Source organism: Salmonella sp. 2018103 (assembly GCF_026247685.1).
In the GTDB taxonomy this organism is placed as follows: Bacteria; Pseudomonadota; Gammaproteobacteria; order Enterobacterales; family Enterobacteriaceae; genus Salmonella; species Salmonella enterica.
On sequence record NZ_CP111029.1, the window covers coordinates 2996956 to 3016508 of the forward strand.

General features: G+C 53.1%; 19 protein-coding genes, 2 pseudogenes and 1 riboswitch. Of the genes and pseudogenes, 5 read left to right on the forward strand and 16 right to left on the reverse strand.

Translation table 11 applies throughout. The features are described from left to right. Window positions 1-15 precede the first annotated feature (15 nt). Genes OLG56_RS14590 through OLG56_RS14600 form a run of 3 tightly spaced genes read left to right on the forward strand, consistent with a single transcriptional unit; the run spans window position 16 to window position 2974 of the window. Window positions 16-774, forward strand: coding sequence for an endonuclease/exonuclease/phosphatase family protein (locus OLG56_RS14590; RefSeq protein ID WP_000192039.1), 759 nt, complete (start codon window positions 16-18; stop codon window positions 772-774). Beyond that, entirely contained in the window at window positions 771-2012 is a 1242-nt protein-coding gene (clsB, locus tag OLG56_RS14595; protein WP_000649639.1) for a cardiolipin synthase ClsB, read from the forward strand. Before OLG56_RS14590 ends, clsB begins: the two co-directional genes overlap by 4 nt. Next, on the forward strand, window positions 2012-2974 hold the full coding sequence (locus tag OLG56_RS14600) for a lysylphosphatidylglycerol synthase transmembrane domain-containing protein (protein ID WP_001129824.1): 963 nt from the start codon (window positions 2012-2014) through the stop codon (window positions 2972-2974). The genes clsB and OLG56_RS14600 overlap by 1 nt, the downstream gene beginning before the upstream one ends. A 2-nt stretch (window positions 2975-2976) precedes the next feature. On the opposite strand, the pseudogene OLG56_RS14605 reads toward OLG56_RS14600, so the two are convergent. From OLG56_RS14605 to moaA, 9 genes and pseudogenes are all read right to left on the reverse strand, one after another. After that, window positions 2977-3225, reverse strand: a pseudogene (locus tag OLG56_RS14605) (hypothetical protein); the annotation flags it as partial. Continuing rightward, a pseudogene (locus OLG56_RS14610) lies at window positions 3152-3385 on the reverse strand (hypothetical protein); the annotation flags it as partial. The pseudogenes OLG56_RS14605 and OLG56_RS14610, both read right to left, overlap by 74 nt. 23 nt (window positions 3386-3408) lie before the next feature. Further along, window positions 3409-4116, reverse strand: a complete 708-nt coding sequence (locus OLG56_RS14615) for a Bax inhibitor-1 family protein (RefSeq protein WP_000529054.1) — start codon at window positions 4114-4116, stop codon at window positions 3409-3411. Between the two features lie 145 nt (window positions 4117-4261). After that, complete coding sequence (locus OLG56_RS14620; RefSeq protein ID WP_000373611.1) at window positions 4262-4966, reverse strand: Bax inhibitor-1/YccA family protein; 705 nt, start codon at window positions 4964-4966, stop codon at window positions 4262-4264. A 47-nt stretch (window positions 4967-5013) separates the two neighbouring features. Next, entirely contained in the window at window positions 5014-5466 is a 453-nt protein-coding gene (gene moaE / locus OLG56_RS14625) for a molybdopterin synthase catalytic subunit MoaE (RefSeq protein WP_001209384.1), read from the reverse strand. Window position 5467: 1 nt separating this feature from the next. Further along, on the reverse strand, window positions 5468-5713 hold the full coding sequence (gene moaD, locus OLG56_RS14630; RefSeq protein ID WP_000598596.1) for a molybdopterin synthase sulfur carrier subunit: 246 nt from the start codon (window positions 5711-5713) through the stop codon (window positions 5468-5470). Beyond that, window positions 5706-6191, reverse strand: coding sequence for a cyclic pyranopterin monophosphate synthase MoaC (gene moaC, locus OLG56_RS14635; protein ID WP_000080894.1), 486 nt, complete (start codon window positions 6189-6191; stop codon window positions 5706-5708). The genes moaD and moaC overlap by 8 nt, the downstream gene beginning before the upstream one ends. Before the next feature lie 2 nt (window positions 6192-6193). Further along, window positions 6194-6706, reverse strand: a complete 513-nt coding sequence (gene moaB / locus OLG56_RS14640) for a molybdenum cofactor biosynthesis protein B (RefSeq protein WP_000084604.1) — start codon at window positions 6704-6706, stop codon at window positions 6194-6196. 21 nt (window positions 6707-6727) lie between these two features. Then, a complete protein-coding gene (gene moaA / locus OLG56_RS14645) occupies window positions 6728-7717 on the reverse strand; it encodes a GTP 3',8-cyclase MoaA (RefSeq protein ID WP_000168180.1) in 990 nt (329 codons plus the stop codon). After that, window positions 7705-7849: riboswitch (molybdenum cofactor riboswitch) on the reverse strand. Its footprint overlaps the gene before it by 13 nt. A 264-nt stretch (window positions 7850-8113) precedes the next feature. Here moaA and yvcK point away from each other — a divergent pair. After that, entirely contained in the window at window positions 8114-9022 is a 909-nt protein-coding gene (yvcK, locus tag OLG56_RS14650; protein WP_001246037.1) for a uridine diphosphate-N-acetylglucosamine-binding protein YvcK, read from the forward strand. 91 nt (window positions 9023-9113) lie between these two features. Here the strand turns inward: yvcK and slrP are convergent, their stop codons facing one another. From slrP to bioB, 7 genes are all read right to left on the reverse strand, one after another. After that, the gene (gene slrP, locus OLG56_RS14655; RefSeq protein WP_061377657.1) at window positions 9114-11381 is read right to left on the reverse strand and encodes an SPI-1 type III secretion system effector E3 ubiquitin transferase SlrP; all 2268 of its coding nucleotides are present in this window, start codon (window positions 11379-11381) and stop codon (window positions 9114-9116) included. A 7-nt stretch (window positions 11382-11388) separates the two neighbouring features. Then, window positions 11389-11562, reverse strand: coding sequence for a hypothetical protein (locus OLG56_RS14660; protein ID WP_001603763.1), 174 nt, complete (start codon window positions 11560-11562; stop codon window positions 11389-11391). Between the two features lie 308 nt (window positions 11563-11870). After that, window positions 11871-13892, reverse strand: a complete 2022-nt coding sequence (gene uvrB / locus OLG56_RS14665) for an excinuclease ABC subunit UvrB (RefSeq protein WP_000042502.1) — start codon at window positions 13890-13892, stop codon at window positions 11871-11873. 650 nt (window positions 13893-14542) lie between these two features. Further along, on the reverse strand, window positions 14543-15229 hold the full coding sequence (gene bioD, locus OLG56_RS14670; RefSeq protein WP_000167222.1) for a dethiobiotin synthase: 687 nt from the start codon (window positions 15227-15229) through the stop codon (window positions 14543-14545). Continuing rightward, window positions 15222-15977 carry a malonyl-ACP O-methyltransferase BioC gene (bioC, locus tag OLG56_RS14675; protein ID WP_000079904.1) on the reverse strand — a complete coding sequence of 252 codons (756 nt, stop codon included), beginning with the start codon at window positions 15975-15977 and terminating at the stop codon, window positions 15222-15224. Before bioC ends, bioD begins: the two co-directional genes overlap by 8 nt. Beyond that, a complete protein-coding gene (gene bioF / locus OLG56_RS14680; RefSeq protein ID WP_001628673.1) occupies window positions 15961-17118 on the reverse strand; it encodes an 8-amino-7-oxononanoate synthase in 1158 nt (385 codons plus the stop codon). The genes bioC and bioF overlap by 17 nt, the downstream gene beginning before the upstream one ends. Continuing rightward, entirely contained in the window at window positions 17115-18155 is a 1041-nt protein-coding gene (gene bioB, locus OLG56_RS14685) for a biotin synthase BioB (RefSeq protein ID WP_000090727.1), read from the reverse strand. The genes bioF and bioB overlap by 4 nt, the downstream gene beginning before the upstream one ends. Window positions 18156-18241: 86 nt before the next feature. Between bioB and bioA the strand changes: the two genes are divergently transcribed. After that, on the forward strand, window positions 18242-19531 hold the full coding sequence (bioA, locus tag OLG56_RS14690) for an adenosylmethionine--8-amino-7-oxononanoate transaminase (protein WP_024155089.1): 1290 nt from the start codon (window positions 18242-18244) through the stop codon (window positions 19529-19531). The last annotated feature ends 22 nt before the right edge of the window (window positions 19532-19553 follow it).

Sequence of the window (19553 nt, forward strand, 5' to 3'; positions counted from 1 at the left end):
GCGGACAGGAAGAAAATGACTCAACACACGCGAAATTTTTCATTCAAAGTGCTCACAATTAATACGCACAAAGGTTTTACCGCCTTTAATAAACGCTTCATCCTGCCGGAGCTGCGCGACGCCGTCAGAACGGTCGGCGCCGATATCGTCTGTCTGCAAGAAGTGATGGGCGCGCATGAAGTACATCCGCTGCATATCGAAAACTGGCCGGACACTACCCACTATGAATTTTTGGCCGACACCATGTGGAGTGATTTCGCCTATGGCCGCAATGCGGTCTATCCGGAAGGCCATCACGGTAACGCGGTTCTTTCTCGCTATCCCATTGAACATTATGAAAATCGCGACGTCTCGGTCGGCGGTAGCGAAAAACGCGGCGTGCTCTATTGCCGCATTACGCCGCCCATGCTCAACCGCCCTATCCACGTCATGTGCGTACATCTCGGCCTGCGGGAGAGTCACCGCCAGGCACAGCTAACCATGCTGGCGGGATGGGTGAATGCCTTGCCGGAATCAGAACCGGTTCTGGTGGCCGGAGACTTTAATGACTGGCGGCAAAAGGCCGGCCCGCCGTTAAACGCGGCCGGGTTGGAGGAGATATTCACCCGTGCCCATGGCCGACCGGCGCGCACATTCCCGGTGAGTATGCCGCTGCTGCGACTCGATCGTATTTACGTCAAGAATGCGAACGCCAGTTCTCCTACGGCGCTACCGCTGCGGAACTGGCGACATTTATCAGACCATGCCCCCCTTAGCGCGGAGATCCATCTATGAAATGCGGCTGGCGTGAAGGTAATCAAATTCAGCTACTGGAAAACGGCGACCAGTTCTATCCTGCCGTGTTTGAGGCTATCGCTCAGGCACAGCAAAAAATCATTCTGGAAACCTTTATCTTGTTTGAAGATGAGGTGGGTAAAAAACTCCATGCCGCTCTGCTAAAAGCCGCACAGCGCGGCGTAAAAGCCGAAGTATTACTCGACGGCTACGGCTCTCCCGATCTCAGCGACGCGTTTGTCGGCGAATTAACCTCGGCGGGCGTGATTTTTCGCTATTACGACCCCCGCCCGCGTCTACTGGGGTTGCGAACCAATATCTTCCGCCGAATGCACCGCAAAATTGTGGTGATTGATGATCGTATTGCTTTTGTCGGCGGCATTAACTACTCCGCCGAACATATGTCGGATTACGGCCCGCAGGCGAAACAAGACTACGCGGTACGGGTCGAAGGGCCTGTTGTGGCCGATATCCTGCAATTCGAAGTCGAGAATCTGCCGGGGCAAAGCCCCGCGCGCCGCTGGTGGAAGCGCCATCACCAGGCTGAAGAAAACCGTCACCCCGGCGAAGCGCAGGCGCTGTTTGTCTGGCGGGATAACGAAGAGCACCGTGACGATATCGAACGTCATTATCTGAAAATGCTGACCCAGGCAAAGCGTGAAGTGATTATCGCTAACGCCTATTTTTTCCCCGGCTATCGCTTGCTCCACGCAATGCGTAAAGCCGCCCGCCGTGGCGTGAGCGTAAAACTGATTGTCCAGGGGGAACCAGACATGCCGATAGTCAAAGTCGGCGCGCGGTTGCTCTATAACTATCTGGTGAAGGGCGGCGTGCAGGTTTATGAATACCGACGCCGTCCGCTGCATGGCAAAGTGGCGCTGATGGACGATCACTGGGCCACGGTAGGGTCGAGTAATCTCGATCCGCTCAGCCTGTCGCTTAACCTTGAAGCTAACCTGATCATTCACGATCGTACCTTTAACCAGACCCTGCGCGATAATTTACAAGGCATCATCGTGAACGATTGTAAGCAGGTCGATGAGTCTATGCTGCCGAAACGCACCTGGTGGAACCTGACCAAAAGCGTGCTGGCGTTCCACTTTTTACGTCATTTCCCGGCGCTGGTCGGCTGGCTACCTGCGCATACCCCGCATCTGGCGCAGGTTCCCCCGCCTGCCCAGCCAGAAATGGAAACCCAGGATCGCGTTGATCCAGAAAATACAGGAGTGAAGCCCTAATGGCTAAATCGCATCCGCGCTGGCGGCTGGCTAAAAAAGTGCTGACCTGGCTGTTTTTTATTGCGGTCGTCGTTCTGCTGGTGGTTTATGCTAAAAAGGTCGACTGGGGTGATGTCTGGACCGTCATCCGCGACTATAACCGCACGGCGCTTTTAAGCGCTGTAGGACTGGTGATCGTTAGCTATCTTCTGTACGGCTGCTACGACCTGCTTGGACGGCTTTATTGCGGCCATAAACTGGCGAAGCGACAGGTGATGTTGGTATCGTTCGTCTGCTATGCCTTTAACCTGACGCTCAGCACCTGGGTCGGCGGGATCGGGATGCGTTACCGACTATACTCTCGCCTCGGGTTGCCCGGCAGTACTATCACGCGCATTTTCTCGCTCAGCATTACCACTAACTGGCTGGGCTATATTCTGCTGGGCGGCATCATTTTTACCTTCGGCGTTGTCCAGCTTCCCGACCACTGGTATATCGATGAAGGCACGCTACGTATTCTCGGTATCGTTTTATTGTTGATTATCGCGGTCTATCTGTGGTTTTGCGCCTTTGCAAAGCGGCGGCATATGACGATTAAAGGGCAGAAACTGGTGCTGCCGTCATGGAAATTCGCGCTGGCGCAGATGGCGATCTCCAGCGCGAACTGGATGGCGATGGGCGCCATCATCTGGCTGCTGATGGGTCAGGATGTGAACTATTTCTTTGTGCTGGGCGTACTGCTGGTGAGCAGTATCGCGGGCGTCATCGTGCATATTCCGGCAGGCATCGGCGTGCTGGAGGCCGTATTCCTCGCGTTGCTGGCGGGCGAACATACGTCGCAAGGCACGATTATCGCCGCCCTGCTCGCGTACCGCGTGCTTTACTATTTTATTCCCCTGTTGCTGGCGCTGGTGTGCTACCTGATCCTGGAAAGCCGGGCGAAGAAGCTGCGGGCGAAAAACGAGCGGGCGATGGCGAAATAAATCTAAGCAGACGCGTTTTCGCTTTCCAGCACAACGCGTTTTATCCGGTAAAAATAAACATATGCTGAGAAAAAAGACGTATTCATCTGTAAGCGGGAAAAAAGCAGCAATGACCAGCTAAACAGCAGCAGGAGCACTTCGTGAAACTCGCCCATGAATACTGATGACAGGGTACAGAACGTTGCCAACGTAACGGAAATAATGGCCAGCAATAGCGCATACCGGTAAATAATGACCCCGTTCATATTCCCATGACAATCCGGTAATGAAATGAGAAATTAGCGCTGGTGGGCATTTCTTATTAAAATCCTCGCCGCCATTTTTAATGGCGCGAGTGACGTCTTTAGCTTCACAAAACGCTAACCAAAATTGTTTGCCACATAATTTACTCATTATACCCATCATCACCAACCTGAATAAAAAACCTGCAACGCCTACGGCCTGAAAGATAATAGTATTTCCAGAATCATCAAAATGATATAACGACACAGCGTAACCACAGCATTAATAATGCCAAGGTAAAGCGTCAGCGCGCCAAATAAAGCGCAACGAGGCAGCGATGAAAACTCGCCGTGGTATAACATGCGGGCATAACCGTGAAGCGTGGATTTTTCTAGCGCTGTAATCAATGTCCACACCAATACCGTCAGCACACTGACTATCCAGACCAGAGTGCTACTGGCCACCAGGCTATTGACAACTATCGCAGCGATGATCCCGCTTACCGCCATAAAAATTAACGGTCTGAATAGACCAGAACTGATATTCAGGTAGAAAATAAATAAGGCATTAAGACTAAACATGATTCCACCAATCACGAAAATGGTCGCGCCACCTGAGAAAAGGTAAGCTAATGACACGCCGGTAAGCGTAATGATGGCAATATATATCAACGTTGCGACAACAGTGCCAAAGCGGGAAAGACAGGTAATGGCCCCATACCCCAGGCCAAGCAAAAGTGCTGATATCCACAAAACAACAACAGGTTGAACGTGAGTTATCAAAAAATGAGTATACAACGTTAACCATATAATGCCGGCGGTACACCATAGTCCCAACGCAGTATACCAATAGGTAAGGGATAACATTGTCGCGGGAATAAATGCTATTTGTCGTATACGTATTGCAGCCAGAGGTCCCACTTGTCATTTATCACTCTTCACATGATCACGGTGATAAGAATGGCAAGCGCAGGAAAACATTTCTAAGATATTTATGCTGTTTCGCCCTAAATATAGTCCTAAAAAAATCCTGGCGCAGGGCCAGGATTTTAAGAGATCGCGATAATTAGCGGCGATTACCAAAAATACGCAGTAACATCAGGAACAGGTTGATAAAGTCCAGGTACAGCGTTAACGCGCCGAGAATCGAATATTTACGCAGATTAGCGCTATCGCGGGTATCTATTTGCTCGCCGATATTTTTCAGTTTCTGCGTGTCATAGGCGGTCAGACCGACAAACACCACCACCCCGATATAGGTTACCGCCCACATCAGCGCTTCACTCTTCAACCAGAAATTGACCAGCGACGCCAGAACGATACCAATAAGCGCCATAAACAGCATATTGCCGAAACCGCTAAGATCGCGCTTAGTGGTGTACCCGTACAGGCTCATGGCGCCAAACATTCCCCCCGTCACCACAAAGGTGCTGGCGATAGAGGAGTAGGTGTAAACGATAAAAATACTGGATAACGTCAATCCGGTTAGCGCCGAATAGAGCATAAACAGCGTGGTCGCCATTCCGGCGCTAAGTTTATGCACCAGTCCCGACAGAACAAACACCAGCGCAAGCTGGGCAATAATTAAGCCAAAGAAGGTGATCTTACTGGAAAAGACAAACATCATGACGGCTGGCGTATTAGCCGCATACCACGCGATAAACGCGGTCAGTAACAGTCCGACCGTCATCCAGCCATACACTTGCGCCATATAGGTCTGCAGGCCGGACCGCGCCTGCACTATTGAATCAGATCGTGGAAATCTGTCCATGATGAACTCCTGTGTGGAAATGATACCCTAAAGCGTATCACATTCTGCTACCAACGTTTCGCCAACTGCTGGTCGCTGTCGCGCGCTTCGACCCAGCGATCGCCTTCCGGCGTGGCTTCACGCTTCCAGAACGGCGCACGGGTTTTCAGATAATCCATAATGAACTGACCGGCATCGAACGCGCTACTGCGGTGCGCGCTGGTGACGCCGACAAACACAATCTCATCGCCCGGCCATAATTCGCCAACGCGATGGATCACCGTGACCCGCCCCAGCGGCCAGCGGGAACGCGCCTTCGCGACGATCTCCGCCAGAGCTTTCTCAGTCATGCCGGGATAATGCTCCAGCGTCAGCGCCTTAACGCTATCGCCCAGGTTATGATTGCGCACTTTTCCGGTAAAGGTGACGACCGCGCCGTCTTCGTCGCGCGCCGCCAGCCAGGAATATTCCTCCCCGACGCTAAACGGCGCAGGGCCGACTACAATTCGCGTTTCGCGCATGTTAGCCCCCCGTGACTGGCGGGAAAAACGCCACTTCATCGCCCGCCGTCAGCGGGTGGTCAAAACTTACCAGCGTCTGGTTGACCGCCGCCAACAGCTTGCCGTCTTCCAGCGCCAGCGCCCAACGATCGCTCTTTGTCGCCAGATGCTGTCGCAACGACTCAACGGTGGAAAAATCTGCTGGAAGATCCAGCGCGTCAGTTCCTGTAAGCTCGCGAACCTGGGCGAAGAAAAGCACCTTAATCATGCGCATCCACCTTAAAATCCCCCGATTTGCCGCCGCTTTTCGCCAGCAGGCGCACCGGACCAATTACCATATCTTTTTGTACCGCTTTACACATGTCGTAGATGGTTAACGCCGCGACGGACGCCGCGGTTAATGCTTCCATTTCGACGCCGGTTTTACCGGTCAGACGGCACAGAGACTCAATACGCACGCGGTTATGCTCCGGCTCGGCCTGAAGCTGAATCTCCACTTTACTTAGCAGTAGCGGGTGGCACAGCGGGATCAGCTCCCAGGTGCGTTTGGCGGCCTGAATACCTGCAATACGGGCGGTCGCGAAAACATCGCCCTTGTGGTGTTTGCCATCAACAATCATCGCCAGCGTTTCACTACGCATGGTAACGAATGCTTCCGCACGCGCTTCACGAACGGTTTCCGCTTTCGCGGAAACGTCCACCATGTGCGCTTCGCCTGCGGCGTTTATATGGGTTAATTGCGACATCGTTATTTCTTTAAATGAGGGTGAAAATTACATGGGCGTGTACGGGCATCCAACTGCGGCGCAATGATATTCTCCCATGCGGTTCTGCACGCTTTTGTGGAGCCCGGCATGGCGAAAATCAAGGTGTTATTCGCCACGCCAGCTACCGCGCGCGACTGCAGAGTTGCGGTGCCGATCTCTTCAAACGAGAGCATGCGAAACACTTCGCCAAATCCTTCCACTTCACGATCGAACAGCGGCAACAGCGCTTCCGGCGCCTGATCGCCTTCGGTCAAACCGGTCCCACCAGTTATCAATACGACCTGCACCTCATCACTGGCGATCCAGGCGGAAACCTGGGCGCGAATCGCGTAACGGTTCTCTTTAACGATGGCTTTCGCCACCACTTCATGCCCGGCCTCCTGCGCCGAATCACGCAGATAATGACCGGAGGTGTCGTCTTCTTCGCCGCGTCGGCTGGAAACAGTAAGAATAGCGATGCGGGTCGGGATAAATTCAGCGCTGACCTGACTCATCTGAAATCTCCTTATTAAGGATTAACCGCCAATGTAAGATAAATTTTGCGTAATACCAGTATTGCTCTGGTGAAGGAAATGGGTCTGCTTTTTCTCCCGCAACGCGTCGGAAATACGTTCCTCAAGCGCGTATTGCTGCGCATCATCCTGTAACAGGTCGCGTAAACTCACGCCGCCGTCGCCAAACAGACATAAATGCAGCTTACCGACGGACGAAACACGCAGGCGGTTACAGGTGGCGCAGAAATCTTTTTCGTACGGCATAATGAGACCGATCTCACCGGCGTAATCGGGATGACAAAAAACCTGCGCCGGGCCATCGCTACGCTGGCGGAGCTGGTGGATCCAGCCGCGCTTAATCAGCTCGTCGCGTAATACCTGACCCGAAATATGATGTTTGCGGAAGAGATCGCTCCCCTCGCCCGTCTCCATAAGTTCAATGAAGCGTAGCTGAATGGGGCGAGGCTGAATCCAGGCAAGGAAGGTATCCAACTGATGGTGATTCACGTCGCGCATCAGCACGGTGTTGACTTTCACCTTTTCGAAACCGGCGTCAAAGGCGGCATCGATGCCCGCCATCACCTGGCGGAATTTGTCCTGACCGGTAATCGCATGGAACTGACGCGCATCCAGACTATCCACGCTAACATTGACGCCCGTCAGCCCCGCTTCGCGCCAGTTCGCGGCATCGCGCGCCAGTCGATAACCGTTAGTGGTCACCGCGATCTGGCGAATAGCATCATTTTCACCTACGGCGGCAATGATGTCGGTAAAATCGCGGCGTAATGAAGGCTCGCCGCCGGTAAGACGCACCTTCTCCGTGCCAAGACTGGCAAAAGCGCGCGTAACGCGACGAATTTCATCGACGGTAAGGAAACCGTTGTTAGTAACGCCGCCAGGTTTGTAGCCATCCGGCAGACAGTAGGTGCAACGAAAGTTGCACACATCGGTAATCGACAAACGCAAGTAGTAAAACTTACGCGCGAAAGCATCGGTAAGTTGTGAAGCCATGTACACCTTTCCAAATACGGGAGGCGGAGTCATTTCTTCCTGCGCCCTGGTGGCAAACGTTAAACGTTGTCACGGCCAAAGCACCATATCAAAAATGACCCAGGTGCAGAGGCTAGAGTGTTTACTGTGGTTACGCCGATACTAGCGTGTAAATGACAATTTCGCCATCACGCTTTCGCTATATAAACATATACATAGCGATATAATCGTGCTATTTAGCGACAGAATACGTGAAAATCACACTTTTACATTGATATATATCATTTAGCCGTGGTAACGCCCTCGCTATAAAGGGGTAGTCGGGAATAATTAATTGTCTTTTAGCCGGTCGGCTAATTGCTGAAAACCCGCGACTTGCGCTACTGTAGCGCTGCTTATTTGACTTCAGGAATTTTTATGCGCAATCGTACGCTGGCTGACCTTGATCGTGTCGTTGCCCTCGGCGGAGGGCATGGATTAGGACGCGTCCTCTCCTCGCTTTCTTCATTAGGTTCGCGCCTGACCGGCATTGTGACTACCACAGATAACGGGGGGTCAACTGGCCGTATTCGCCGCTCGGAAGGCGGAATCGCCTGGGGCGATATGCGCAACTGTCTGAATCAGTTAATAACCGAACCCAGCGTCGCATCCGCTATGTTTGAGTATCGTTTTGGCGGTAATGGCGAACTTTCTGGTCATAACCTCGGAAATTTGATGTTAAAGGCGTTAGATCACCTGAGCGTGCGGCCTCTGGAAGCGATTAATTTAATTCGTAATCTGCTTAAAGTGGACGCGCAGCTGATCCCGATGTCGGAGCTACCGGTAGATCTGATGGCGATTGACGAACAGGGGCATGAGATTTACGGCGAGGTGAATATCGATCAGTTAGCGACGCCGCCGCAGGAGATCATGTTAACGCCGAACGTGCCGGCGACGCGGGAAGCGGTACAGGCCATTAATGACGCGGATCTGATTCTGATTGGCCCTGGCAGTTTTTATACCAGCCTGATGCCTTGCCTGCTGCTTGATGAACTGGCGCAGGCGCTGCGGCGCACCCCGGCGCCAATGGTGTATATCGGCAATCTGGGTCGCGAACTGAGTCTGCCCGCCGCCAGTTTAACGCTGGTCGATAAGCTGGCGATGATGGAGCAATATATTGGCAAAAAAGTCATTGACGCAGTGGTGGTTGGACCGCAAGTTGACGTCAGTGCGGTGAACGATCGGCTGGTGATTCAGGAAGTGCTGGAGGCCAGCGATATCCCCTATCGCCACGATCGTCAGTTACTACACAATGCGCTGGAAAAAGCGCTACAGGCGTTGGGTTAAGCCCGTTTACCGACGACGCTGCGCTTATCAGATGCCTGTTTACACCGAAGGGTAAACAGGCTCTCTCCCCCTTCTGATAAACTGCGTTCAGCTATCGCCAGTAGGCGCTCATGAGCGAGCTCACCTCTTTTTTCAGCAATATATTCTCCATGATCCCAGTAAAGTGGGTCTGATTGATCTCTTCCATTATCCGCATCCCAGCCATGCGCTCTGCGTCAGGATCACCCGCTATTCCTAACGCTTCCAGTTCAGCATTGACCCGGCTCTGATACTCATCCGTTTCAATATACTCAGCCCTTTTAGCCATCATTTCACGCCACTCTTCTGGCGCTATACGCTCCAGCACTTTATGCCACGGCCCCCACAGCGCAAACCATTTGTGAAAATCCCTATTTTCAGCAATTTTTATCCTTAATTCCGCCTCGTCAAGGTCAGACTCAGTGATACCCGAAACGTTATAAAATCGCATATCCTGGGTCATTGTTGTCAGCGACAGCGACTCTCGTAACTGATTCTGAAAACCCAGAAATACTTCGATTTCGTCAATAAAAAACAGCCGTTTTACCTTTTCTCTCGCGAGCGATTCTATTTGCTCCAGCCGAAAGATTTCACGCCCCGCCATAATCAGTTCCGCTAAGTGGCTATCAAAGACGCCTCTTTCAGCATCATGAACCAACGTCGCTTCCTGCATTTGGTGGTATGCCAGTGTGACCCGATCTTCACAGCTTATCGTTGCATCCATCGCTATAATAAATGCGGTTTCTCTTAGTGTGCTATCATCAGCCAGGCGCATTAGCCAGGCGGAGACTTGCTCCTTAAAATCCGAATGTCGGGTGTTCTGCGTATCGCCAAGACGATCCAGAAACATGCTGAAGGCTGCCGCGTTTACTTCCGTCTCAAACGCCCGCCATTGGTTGACGTCTTCCTCCTCGAGATTGGTTAGCCACCCCTGGACAGCTTGATGCAGTGGTCGAGTTACCCGAACAGTTGAAAAGTCGCCCATGGCAAACAATACCCGGGGTCCCTGATAACCCGCAGAGGACATTAGCCGCTGCATATTCTGTATTGTTCGTTCTGAAAAAGGATTACGTTCTACGATTATTCTTGTAGGTTGAGGTCCTTCACCACGAAAATGGGGTAACGACTCCGGGAGACGGACCAGGCGATTGCGAGAGGCCTGCATTATTTGTAATGCCGCCGGGAGGTTTTCCGGTAGATTACTCAATGCGTTACGGGAAACGTCCAGCGTTGTTATCGTGGGAGGTAGTGTTTCAGGCAGAACAGTAATCTGATTTTTACTTACATCCAGGAACTGTAATTCTGGTGGTAACGATGCGGGCAGACTGGTTAAGGCATTTTCGCCGGCCTCCAGATTCTTCAGGCCCGGCGGCAATGTTTCAGGCAGAGCGGTTAACGAATTACTCTGCACATTCAAATGGGTAATCCCTGACGGAAGATGTTCTGGCAGTGTCCTTATGCGGTTATCATAAACGCTCAGGTACCGAAGTTCCTCAGGTAGATTTTCAGGTAAGGAACTAATTTTATTATGGAAAAGATCCAGCGATTGAAGCGCTGAAGGCAAACGTTCCGGTAATTCAGTAATACGGTTAATGCTCAGCTCCATTTTCTGTATGGTATCCGGTAACGTGGCAGGGATACTGGTTAGCCGATTACTGCTGGCATACAGGGTCTTTATATTTCCCTGTAAATTTTCCGGCAAACTTTTCAGTTCATTGTTATCGAGTGTCAGAGTAGTTATCTGCTCAGGAATACAGGCGGGTATAGTGGTAAGCCCTAATATTTTCAGACGGAGTTCCGTCTTATTATTTTTCAGGCAGTCACGCATCCGTTGTACGGCTTCTTCACGATTTGCTGCCTCTTCCGCTGGTGCCTCTTTTACCCACTCAGACCAGATTAACTCATAATTCACAGCAACTTTGGAGCCGGAAGCGCTACTCGCCTGCTCGCTTTCTGTTACACGGGTATAGGTGACTGACTTTCCCCCTCCCTCAACGGTATAGCCCTCTGTATTAAAAATTATAGACAGAATTTCCTGACTATTTTCATTCAAAATACAGTATTGGTCTGTCCCCCCTCTATTACTCTGAATATTATCCACATACGCCGGGAAGGCTAACTCCCTCAAACATTCAAACTTGCTTTTGATCTCTTCTGGCGAGGCGGTTTCAGGTGGATGACAAAGATAAGCGATGCAGCTTTGTGCTTCAACCTGATGTTCTGAAGAGAAAAAGGCACTTATTTTATTCCATATCTCTTCTTTTAAAGGCACCTCTGTTAATGCCTCATTGCTAATACTTTGATGCCTTGCCGTAGATTGTATATTAGTAATATTAAACATATTTTCCCTACCTGATCTGAACGTAACCTAAAGTAACAGATAAGGATATTCTCAACTTTAAACAAGAGGTCATAGTCGTCATTATTTCGGACAAATCATTCAGTATTTGCAGCGCTTGACTTATAAATGCTCGCGCTTCCATCACCTCTTTTTTAAGTAGAATGATGTAATCTGTTGCCATGGCACGCTTTCAACGAACTCACATAAGATTAAAATGACGATCATAAGGATAGCTATACCGATAATACGGGGCGTTTTTTTTCATAGCCGAGGAGAGAGGGAAAATTAGCGTTGGGTTCAGCCTCAACGCTAATTTTCTTCAGTGGTGATTAAACTAGCTACCCCATTGATGTTTTGAGTTTTTCGACAATCTCGTTAGTCAAAGCCTGTCACTGTTTTTCATTCCTGACTGACTTAGCCCTTACTATTGCACTGAAATTCTCAAAAGCGAGCCATGGTAACGATGACTCGCTGGCGATCGACACATTGTCAGGACGCCGCGATAAACAACTCGCGTAACTGATGCAACTGGTCGCGAATTTGCGCGGCTTCTTCAAACTCCAGATTTTGCGCGTGCTGCATCATTTGCCCTTCCAGTTCATGAATTTTCTGCTGCAACGCTTTCGGCGTCATATCCAGTTCGACAATTCCGGCTTTTGCCGTAGAACGGCCCTTGCCTTTCCCCTTCGCTTTGGTTTTCGCAATGTTCTGCCCCAGCGCCAGAATGTCGACCACTTTTTTGTTCAGCCCCTGCGGCGTGATACCGTGCTCTTCGTTGTACTTCTGCTGCTTCTCGCGACGTCGCTCGGTTTCGCCAATCGCCTTCGCCATCGACGGCGTGATTTTATCGCCATACAGAATCGCTTTACCGTTAACGTTACGCGCCGCGCGTCCTATGGTCTGAATCAGGGAGCGCTCGGAGCGCAGGAACCCTTCTTTGTCAGCGTCCAGAATCGCCACCAGCGAGACTTCCGGCATATCCAGCCCTTCGCGCAGCAGGTTAATCCCCACCAGAACGTCAAACTCGCCCAGACGCAAATCGCGGATGATTTCCATGCGCTCCACGGTATCAATATCTGAGTGCAGGTAACGCACGCGCTCGCCGTGCTCTTCCAGATATTCGGTCAAATCTTCCGCCATCCGTTTGGTGAGCGTAGTGACAAGGACACGCTCATTAATAGCCGCACGCTGACGAATTTCGGACAGCAGATCGTCCACCTGGGTCGCCACCGGACGCACTTCAATAATCGGGTCCAGCAGCCCGGTCGGTCGCACGACCTGATCCACCACCTCATCACCAGATTTTTCCAGCTCATAGTTGCCGGGCGTGGCGGAAACATAGATAGTTTGCGGCGCTAAGGCTTCAAACTCCTCAAACTTCAGAGGACGGTTATCCAGCGCCGAAGGCAGACGGAAGCCATACTCGACCAGCGTCTCTTTGCGCGCCCGGTCGCCGCGGTACATGCCGCCTATCTGCGGGATGGTGACATGAGACTCATCCACCACCAGCAGTCCGTCGGCGGGCAGATAATCGAACAAGGTTGGCGGCGGTTCGCCCGGCCCGCGGCCCGACAGAAAGCGGGAATAGTTTTCAATGCCTGAGCAGTAGCCCAGCTCGTTCATCATCTCTAAATCGAACTGCGTGCGCTGGCTTAATCGCTGCTCTTCAAGCAGCTTATTATTCGCCAGCAAGACCTTACGCCTATCCGCCAGCTCATCTTTTATCTCTTCCATCGCCTGCAGAATACGCTCGCGCGGCGTCACGTAGTGCGTTTTGGGATAGATAGTATAACGTGGCACCGTTGACTCTACCTGCCCGGTTAACGGGTCGAACAGCGACAGGCGTTCCACTTCTTCATCAAACAGCTCAACGCGTAGCGCGATATCGTCAGATTCAGCCGGGAAGATGTCGATCACTTCGCCGCGCACGCGAAAGGTACCACGCTGAAAAGCTTGATCGTTACGGGTGTATTGCAATTCCGCCAGCCGACGCAAAATCGCGCGCTGGTCAATCAGCATTCCCACCGTCAGATGCAGCATCATTTTCAGGTAGAGATCCGGATCGCCCAGACCGTAAATCGCGGACACGGAAGCCACCACCACGACATCGCGTCGCTCAAGCAACGCTTTCGTTGCCGACAACCGCATTTGCTCAATATGTTCGTTTACCGAAGCGTCTTTTTCGATAAACGTATCCGAACTTGGCACATACGCTTCCGGCTGATAGTAGTCATAGTAGGAGACGAAATACTCCACCGCGTTTTCCGGGAAAAACTCTTTCATTTCGCCGTAGAGCTGCGCCGCCAGGGTTTTATTGGGCGCAAGCACCATCGTTGGCCGCTGCAAGTCCGCAATGACGTTGGCAATGGTGAATGTCTTCCCGGAACCGGTCACGCCCAATAACGTCTGATGCGCCAGCCCGTCCTCCAGCCCTTCTTCCAGACGACGTATAGCGTCCGGCTGATCGCCAGAAGGTTTAAAAGCGGAATTCAGTTTGAACGGTTTACTCATGAGCGGCTACCTGAAGGAGTGAGCGGGCAGGGGTGTAATTTTACTCTCGACGGTGAATATTGCCAATAAAAAATACTGGATGAAAAAACAGTAACACTCCAGTGTATAATGGCTATCGGCAGATATCCCACGCTATTTAGAGGTAAAACATAGACAGTCGCGGGGTAAAATTCCAGCAGTGTGCTGGTTATCCCCAGACCAGAGTCTTTTTTAACATTTGTCAAGTCGGATGATGAAAGTTTTATGTCAACGTATCCCCCTTCCTTTACAACCATTGATTTTATATAACTTGCTGTCTGAAAAGGGATATTTTCTCAAGCCGTCTTTCGCGCCAATTTAGTCGCAGGCCGCGTCGCCTCTCGCTTACGTTGTGTTTTCTAACTCTAATACACAAGGTTATCCACAGGAATAGTGGATAACTGCTTCCAGCCCGTATCCCCTGCCGCCTGGCAAAATCAGCCCCTGACGTTTTCGCCGGGCGATAAAAAAAAATTATCGCTATTTTTGGCAGATTATTGGCTAACGAGAAGGGAAAAATTGAGGCGTACACGCTCACATTTTGCACATTTTTAGCCTGGCGACGTCAGGAGGGTCTGGCGAAAGAACAGCAGGATCGTCTGATCCTGCAAGAAGGCGGTTTTTAAGCGCGGTCAGGCGCGTTCCAGGGGGCTAAGGTCCAGATACTGTCCTGTCGCCGCCTGCGATGGAGAAACGCCCAGCCACGGGATTTCCCCTAACAGCGGGGCCGGTATGACGCGGCGAAGCGTCGCGAGATATTCACCATGACGCGCGCCCGGCGGCTGTATGTCGTTGGCTATCCATCCGACAAGTGGTAATCCGGCCTGTTCTACCGCCAGCGCCGTCAGCATGGCGTGATTAATACAGCCCAGCTTGACGCCAACAACCAGAATCACCGGCAGCTGCTCCGTCTGTACCCAGTCGGCAAACGTCAGCGTGGCAGAGAGCGGTGTAAACCAGCCGCCCGCCCCTTCTGTCAATACCCAGTCTGCCTGCGCCTCCAGCGTTCGCAATCCGCGTGATAACACCGCCGCGTCTATCGCCCGGCCTTCGTCGGCGCTAACGATGTGGGGAGAGGTAGGCTCGGCAAAAGTATAAGGATTGATAGCGGAATAAGGTTGCGGCAGGCTGCTGTTACGCTGCAAGGCCAGGGCATCGCTATTGCGTAGCCCGTCGGTTGTCATTTCGCTGCCGGAAGCGACGGGCTTATAGCCTACGGTTTGATAACCTAACTGCGTTGCGGCCTGCAATAAGGCGCAACTGGCGACCGTTTTACCGACTTCAGTATCAGTACCGGTGACAAAATAGCGTTTAGTCACGTTCAATCACTCCCATAAAAAGATGGTACGTCAGCGGATATTTCCCCTGCCGCTGCGGCCATGCCAACTGAATCTGTCTAAGCCGGGCGCGGGTTAATACATCCGACTCCCGCCCTTCATGAAGATGGGTGGCGCCAATGCCTTTAAGCGAGCGCATCGCACTCAGGGCATCCTCAAACCACAATGTCATCGCCTGAGTATGACGAGACGCCCGCCAGCCGCGCAGCGCGTGGTCAATTGCCTCTTCCGGCAAAAAGCTATTCGCGTGAGCGCGATTATCGACGGCCTGCCATGCCTGACGCAGCTCCGGCAACGACCCCTGGCACAAGGTGGTAAACGCCACCACGCCGCCGGGCCGTACAACCCGATACAACTCGCTCAACGCATCACGTAAATCGCCGCACCACTGGACCGCCAGGTTGCTCCAGGCCAGGTCAAAAACTTCGGCGTCATGGGGAATCGCTTCGATATCCGCCAGCAAATAGTGATGCGCCGCCTGACGATCGCGCGCCTGTTGCAGCATCGCCAGCGAAAGATCCAGGGCGGTCACTTCGCTCCCCCGCTCTCGCCAGTAACGACTCATACGTCCAGGGCCGCAGCCTGCGTCCAACACACTGGCAAACTGGCGGCCTGCCAACAGCGTCAGCAGCGCATCCGCGCTGTGTTGCTGCAAAGAGGCGTGTTGTTCATATTGCGATGCGGCCCGGCCAAACGCCGCCGCAATAGCCTGCTTATTCACCTGCGCCATGCAGCACCTCCAGCAGACGGTCTATATCGCACGCTTCATGCGCCTGCGTTAACGTTAAGCGCAGGCGCGCCGTACCGACAGGCACCGTCGGCGGACGAATCGCCGTCGCCCAGCATCCTTGTTGACGTAGCGCCTCCGCCAGGCGCAATGCACGGCTGTTATCGCCCACGATTAACGGCTGGATGGCGCTATGGGCATTCAGTAGCGTAAATCGGGACGCGTTAACGCCGGCCCGAAAGCGCTGAACCAGAGCGGCGAGTTTTTCGCGCCGTTCACCACCTTCATCGCTACGGATCACCGCCAGCGAGGCGCTTAACGCCTGCGCCTGGGCGGGCGGCATACTGGTGCTGTAAACCAGATGGCGGGCGAATTGCAGCAGATAATCCGCGACGCTTTCCGAGCAGAGCACCGCTGCGCCGCTGACGCCAAACCCCTTACCGAAAGTCACTACCAGCAACTCAGGCTTCACCCCCCGTTGCCAGCAGGTGCCCCGCCCCTCATCGCCAGTCACGCCGATGCCGTGCGCATCATCAACCAACAGCCAGGCATGATGCCTGCGGGCAATGTGCTGGATTTCCGCCAGCGGCGCGCTGTCGCCGTCCATGCTGTATACACCTTCTGTCACCACCAGTTGCTGGCCCACGCAGGGCGATTGCAGTAAACGCGACAGATGCTGCGTATCGTTATGGATAAAGCGGCGAAGCTGCGCCGGACTCAGATTGGCGGCCTCCAGCAGGGAAGCATGACTCAACCTGTCGGCCACAATCCGGTCATTTTTTTTCATTAAGGCGGTAATGACCGCCTGATTCGCCGCAAAGCCAGAGATAAACAGTAGCGCGCGTGGATATCCTAACCATTGCGCCAGTTCCTCCTCTAACGCCTGGTGCGCCACGGAATAACCGCTGATATGACCCGACCCGCCGCTGCCGACGCCAAAACGCATCGCTGCCTGTTGCCAGGCGCGAATAATCTGCGGGTGTTGACTTAAGCCGAGGTAATCATTGCTGGAGAAGTTAAGATACTGTCGCCCGTTCGCTACCAGCCAGCGTCCGGCACCCTGCGACACCACATAGCGGCGGCGCAACGTATCCGTCGCCCGACGCGCCGTCAGCGCATCGTCGACGCGTTGTTGCCAACTCATAAGGCTGCCGCGTTGTAATAATCATCGGTGTCAGGCGTCATCAGCGTCTGCTCCAGACGTTGCTGCTGCTCGTTATCGCCCGCCAGCACTCTGGTCTGCTGCGGATTCAGCCCCAGCTTACGGAATAACTGCAGATCCTTGTCCTCTGCCGGATTTGGCGTAGTTAACAATTTGCAGCCATAGAAAATCGAGTTCGCCCCGGCCATAAAGCACATCGCCTGGGTCTGTTCGTTCATCTGTTCACGCCCTGCGGAAAGACGCACGTATGAGGTCGGCATCATGATGCGCGCCACGGCGATAGTACGAATAAAATCAAACGCATCCACGTCATCGTTATCCGCAAGCGGTGTGCCTTTCACCTTCACCAGCATGTTGATTGGCACGCTTTCCGGCGGCGTCGGCAGGTTCGCCAACTGCAACAACAGTCCGGCGCGATCGGTAACCGTTTCGCCCAGACCCACAATGCCGCCGGAGCACACTTTAATCCCTGCTTCACGGACTTTTTCCAGCGTGTCGAGGCGCTCCTGATAGGTACGGGTAGTGATGATATTGCCGTAAAACTCCGGCGAGGTATCGAGGTTGTGGTTGTAGTAATCCAGCCCGGCGTTAGCCAGACGCTGCGCCTGGCTCTCGTTCAACATGCCGAGCGTCATACAGGTTTCCAGCCCCATCGCTTTGACGCCCTGTACAATCTGCTCCAGATAAGGCATATCGCGTTCATGCGGATTCTTCCAGGCCGCTCCCATACAGAAGCGGGTCGAACCGGCGTTTTTCGCTTTACGGGCGGAGTCCAGTACCTGCTCTACCTCCATTAAACGCTCGGCTTCCAGCCCGGTTTTATAGCGCGAGCTCTGCGGGCAGTATTTACAATCCTCCGGGCAGGCGCCGGTTTTGATCGACAGCAGCGTACTAACCTGTACCTGCTGCGGATCGAAATGCTGGCGATGAATTTGCTGCGCTTCAAACAGCAATTCCAGCAGTGGTTTTTCAAATAATTCGGTTACTTGCGACAGTGTCCAGCGTGGGTGGCGAGCCATCGGGCTTCTCCAAAATATGTTGTTTGTTTTTGATATGGTGTAGACTCGTAAACCTAAATCTTTTTAATTTGGTTTACAAGTCGATTATGACAACGGACGATCTGGCCTTCGATAAACGCCATATTTGGCATCCTTACACTTCCATGACCTCGCCGCTGCCGGTATATCCCGTTGAGCGGGCCGAAGGCTGCGAGTTGGTTCTCGCCTCGGGCGAACGCCTGATTGAGGGGATGTCCTCCTGGTGGGCGGCCATTCATGGTTATAACCACCCGCAATTGAACGCGGCGATGAAAGCGCAAATTGACGCCATGTCGCATGTCATGTTCGGCGGCATAACCCATCAACCTGCGGTGAATCTGTGCCGTAAGCTGGTCGCGATAACGCCTGAGCCGCTGGAGTGTGTCTTTCTGGCCGACTCTGGTTCGGTGTCGGTAGAAGTGGCCATGAAGATGGCGCTGCAATACTGGCAGGCGCGCGGCGAATCGCGTCAGCGTTTTCTGACGTTTCGCCACGGTTATCATGGCGACACGTTCGGCGCGATGTCGGTGTGCGATCCGGATAACTCCATGCACAGCTTGTGGAAAGGCTATCTGCCGGAGAATCTGTTCGCGCCGGCGCCGCAAAGCCGGATGGATGGCGAATGGGATGAAAGCGACATCGCGCCATTTGCCCGCCTGATGGCCGCGCATCGCCATGAAATAGCCGCCGTGATTCTGGAACCTATCGTTCAGGGCGCGGGCGGGATGCGCATATATCATCCACAATGGCTCAGGCGTATTCGTAACATGTGCGATCGCGAAGGCATTCTGCTGATTGCCGATGAAATAGCCACCGGGTTTGGCCGTACCGGCAAACTGTTCGCCTGCGAGCACGCCGGGATCGCGCCGGATATTCTGTGTCTCGGCAAAGCCTTAACCGGCGGCACCATGACCCTCTCGGCAACGCTCACGACACGCCAGGTTGCAGAGACTATTAGCAACGGCGAGGCGGGGTGTTTTATGCATGGCCCGACGTTTATGGGGAATCCGCTGGCCTGCGCCGTCGCCTGCGCCAGCCTGACGCTGCTGGAAAGCGGCGAATGGCGCCAGCAGGTGGCGTCTATCGAGTCTCAGTTACGCGCTGAGTTAGCCCCCGCGCAAAGTTCGCCCAGGGTGGCGGATGTGCGGGTGTTGGGCGCGATTGGGGTGGTTGAAACCACGCATCCGGTCAATATGGCGGCGCTTCAACGCTTCTTCGTCGGGCAAGGCGTCTGGATCAGGCCGTTCGGCAAGCTAATCTACCTGATGCCGCCCTACATTATTCGACCGGATCAACTGCGCCGTTTGACCCAGGCGGTCAATGACGCGGTACACAATGAAACATTTTTTAGCCATTAATCAGCGGTAAGCGATGCTGCTT

Coding starts and splice junctions, on each gene's coding strand:
- OLG56_RS14590 (WP_000192039.1), top strand. CDS start 16: ATGACTCAACACACGCGAAATTTTTCATTCAAAGTGCTCACAATTAAT.
- clsB (WP_000649639.1), top strand. CDS start 771: ATGAAATGCGGCTGGCGTGAAGGTAATCAAATTCAGCTACTGGAAAAC.
- OLG56_RS14600 (WP_001129824.1), top strand. CDS start 2,012: ATGGCTAAATCGCATCCGCGCTGGCGGCTGGCTAAAAAAGTGCTGACC.
- OLG56_RS14620 (WP_000373611.1), bottom strand. CDS start 4,966: ATGGACAGATTTCCACGATCTGATTCAATAGTGCAGGCGCGGTCCGGC.
- moaE (WP_001209384.1), bottom strand. CDS start 5,466: ATGCGCGAAACGCGAATTGTAGTCGGCCCTGCGCCGTTTAGCGTCGGG.
- moaD (WP_000598596.1), bottom strand. CDS start 5,713: ATGATTAAGGTGCTTTTCTTCGCCCAGGTTCGCGAGCTTACAGGAACT.
- moaC (WP_000080894.1), bottom strand. CDS start 6,191: ATGTCGCAATTAACCCATATAAACGCCGCAGGCGAAGCGCACATGGTG.
- moaB (WP_000084604.1), bottom strand. CDS start 6,706: ATGAGTCAGGTCAGCGCTGAATTTATCCCGACCCGCATCGCTATTCTT.
- moaA (WP_000168180.1), bottom strand. CDS start 7,717: ATGGCTTCACAACTTACCGATGCTTTCGCGCGTAAGTTTTACTACTTG.
- yvcK (WP_001246037.1), top strand. CDS start 8,114: ATGCGCAATCGTACGCTGGCTGACCTTGATCGTGTCGTTGCCCTCGGC.
- slrP (WP_061377657.1), bottom strand. CDS start 11,381: ATGTTTAATATTACTAATATACAATCTACGGCAAGGCATCAAAGTATT.
- OLG56_RS14660 (WP_001603763.1), bottom strand. CDS start 11,562: ATGGCAACAGATTACATCATTCTACTTAAAAAAGAGGTGATGGAAGCG.
- uvrB (WP_000042502.1), bottom strand. CDS start 13,892: ATGAGTAAACCGTTCAAACTGAATTCCGCTTTTAAACCTTCTGGCGAT.
- bioC (WP_000079904.1), bottom strand. CDS start 15,977: ATGGCGCAGGTGAATAAGCAGGCTATTGCGGCGGCGTTTGGCCGGGCC.
- bioF (WP_001628673.1), bottom strand. CDS start 17,118: ATGAGTTGGCAACAACGCGTCGACGATGCGCTGACGGCGCGTCGGGCG.
- bioB (WP_000090727.1), bottom strand. CDS start 18,155: ATGGCTCGCCACCCACGCTGGACACTGTCGCAAGTAACCGAATTATTT.
- bioA (WP_024155089.1), top strand. CDS start 18,242: ATGACAACGGACGATCTGGCCTTCGATAAACGCCATATTTGGCATCCT.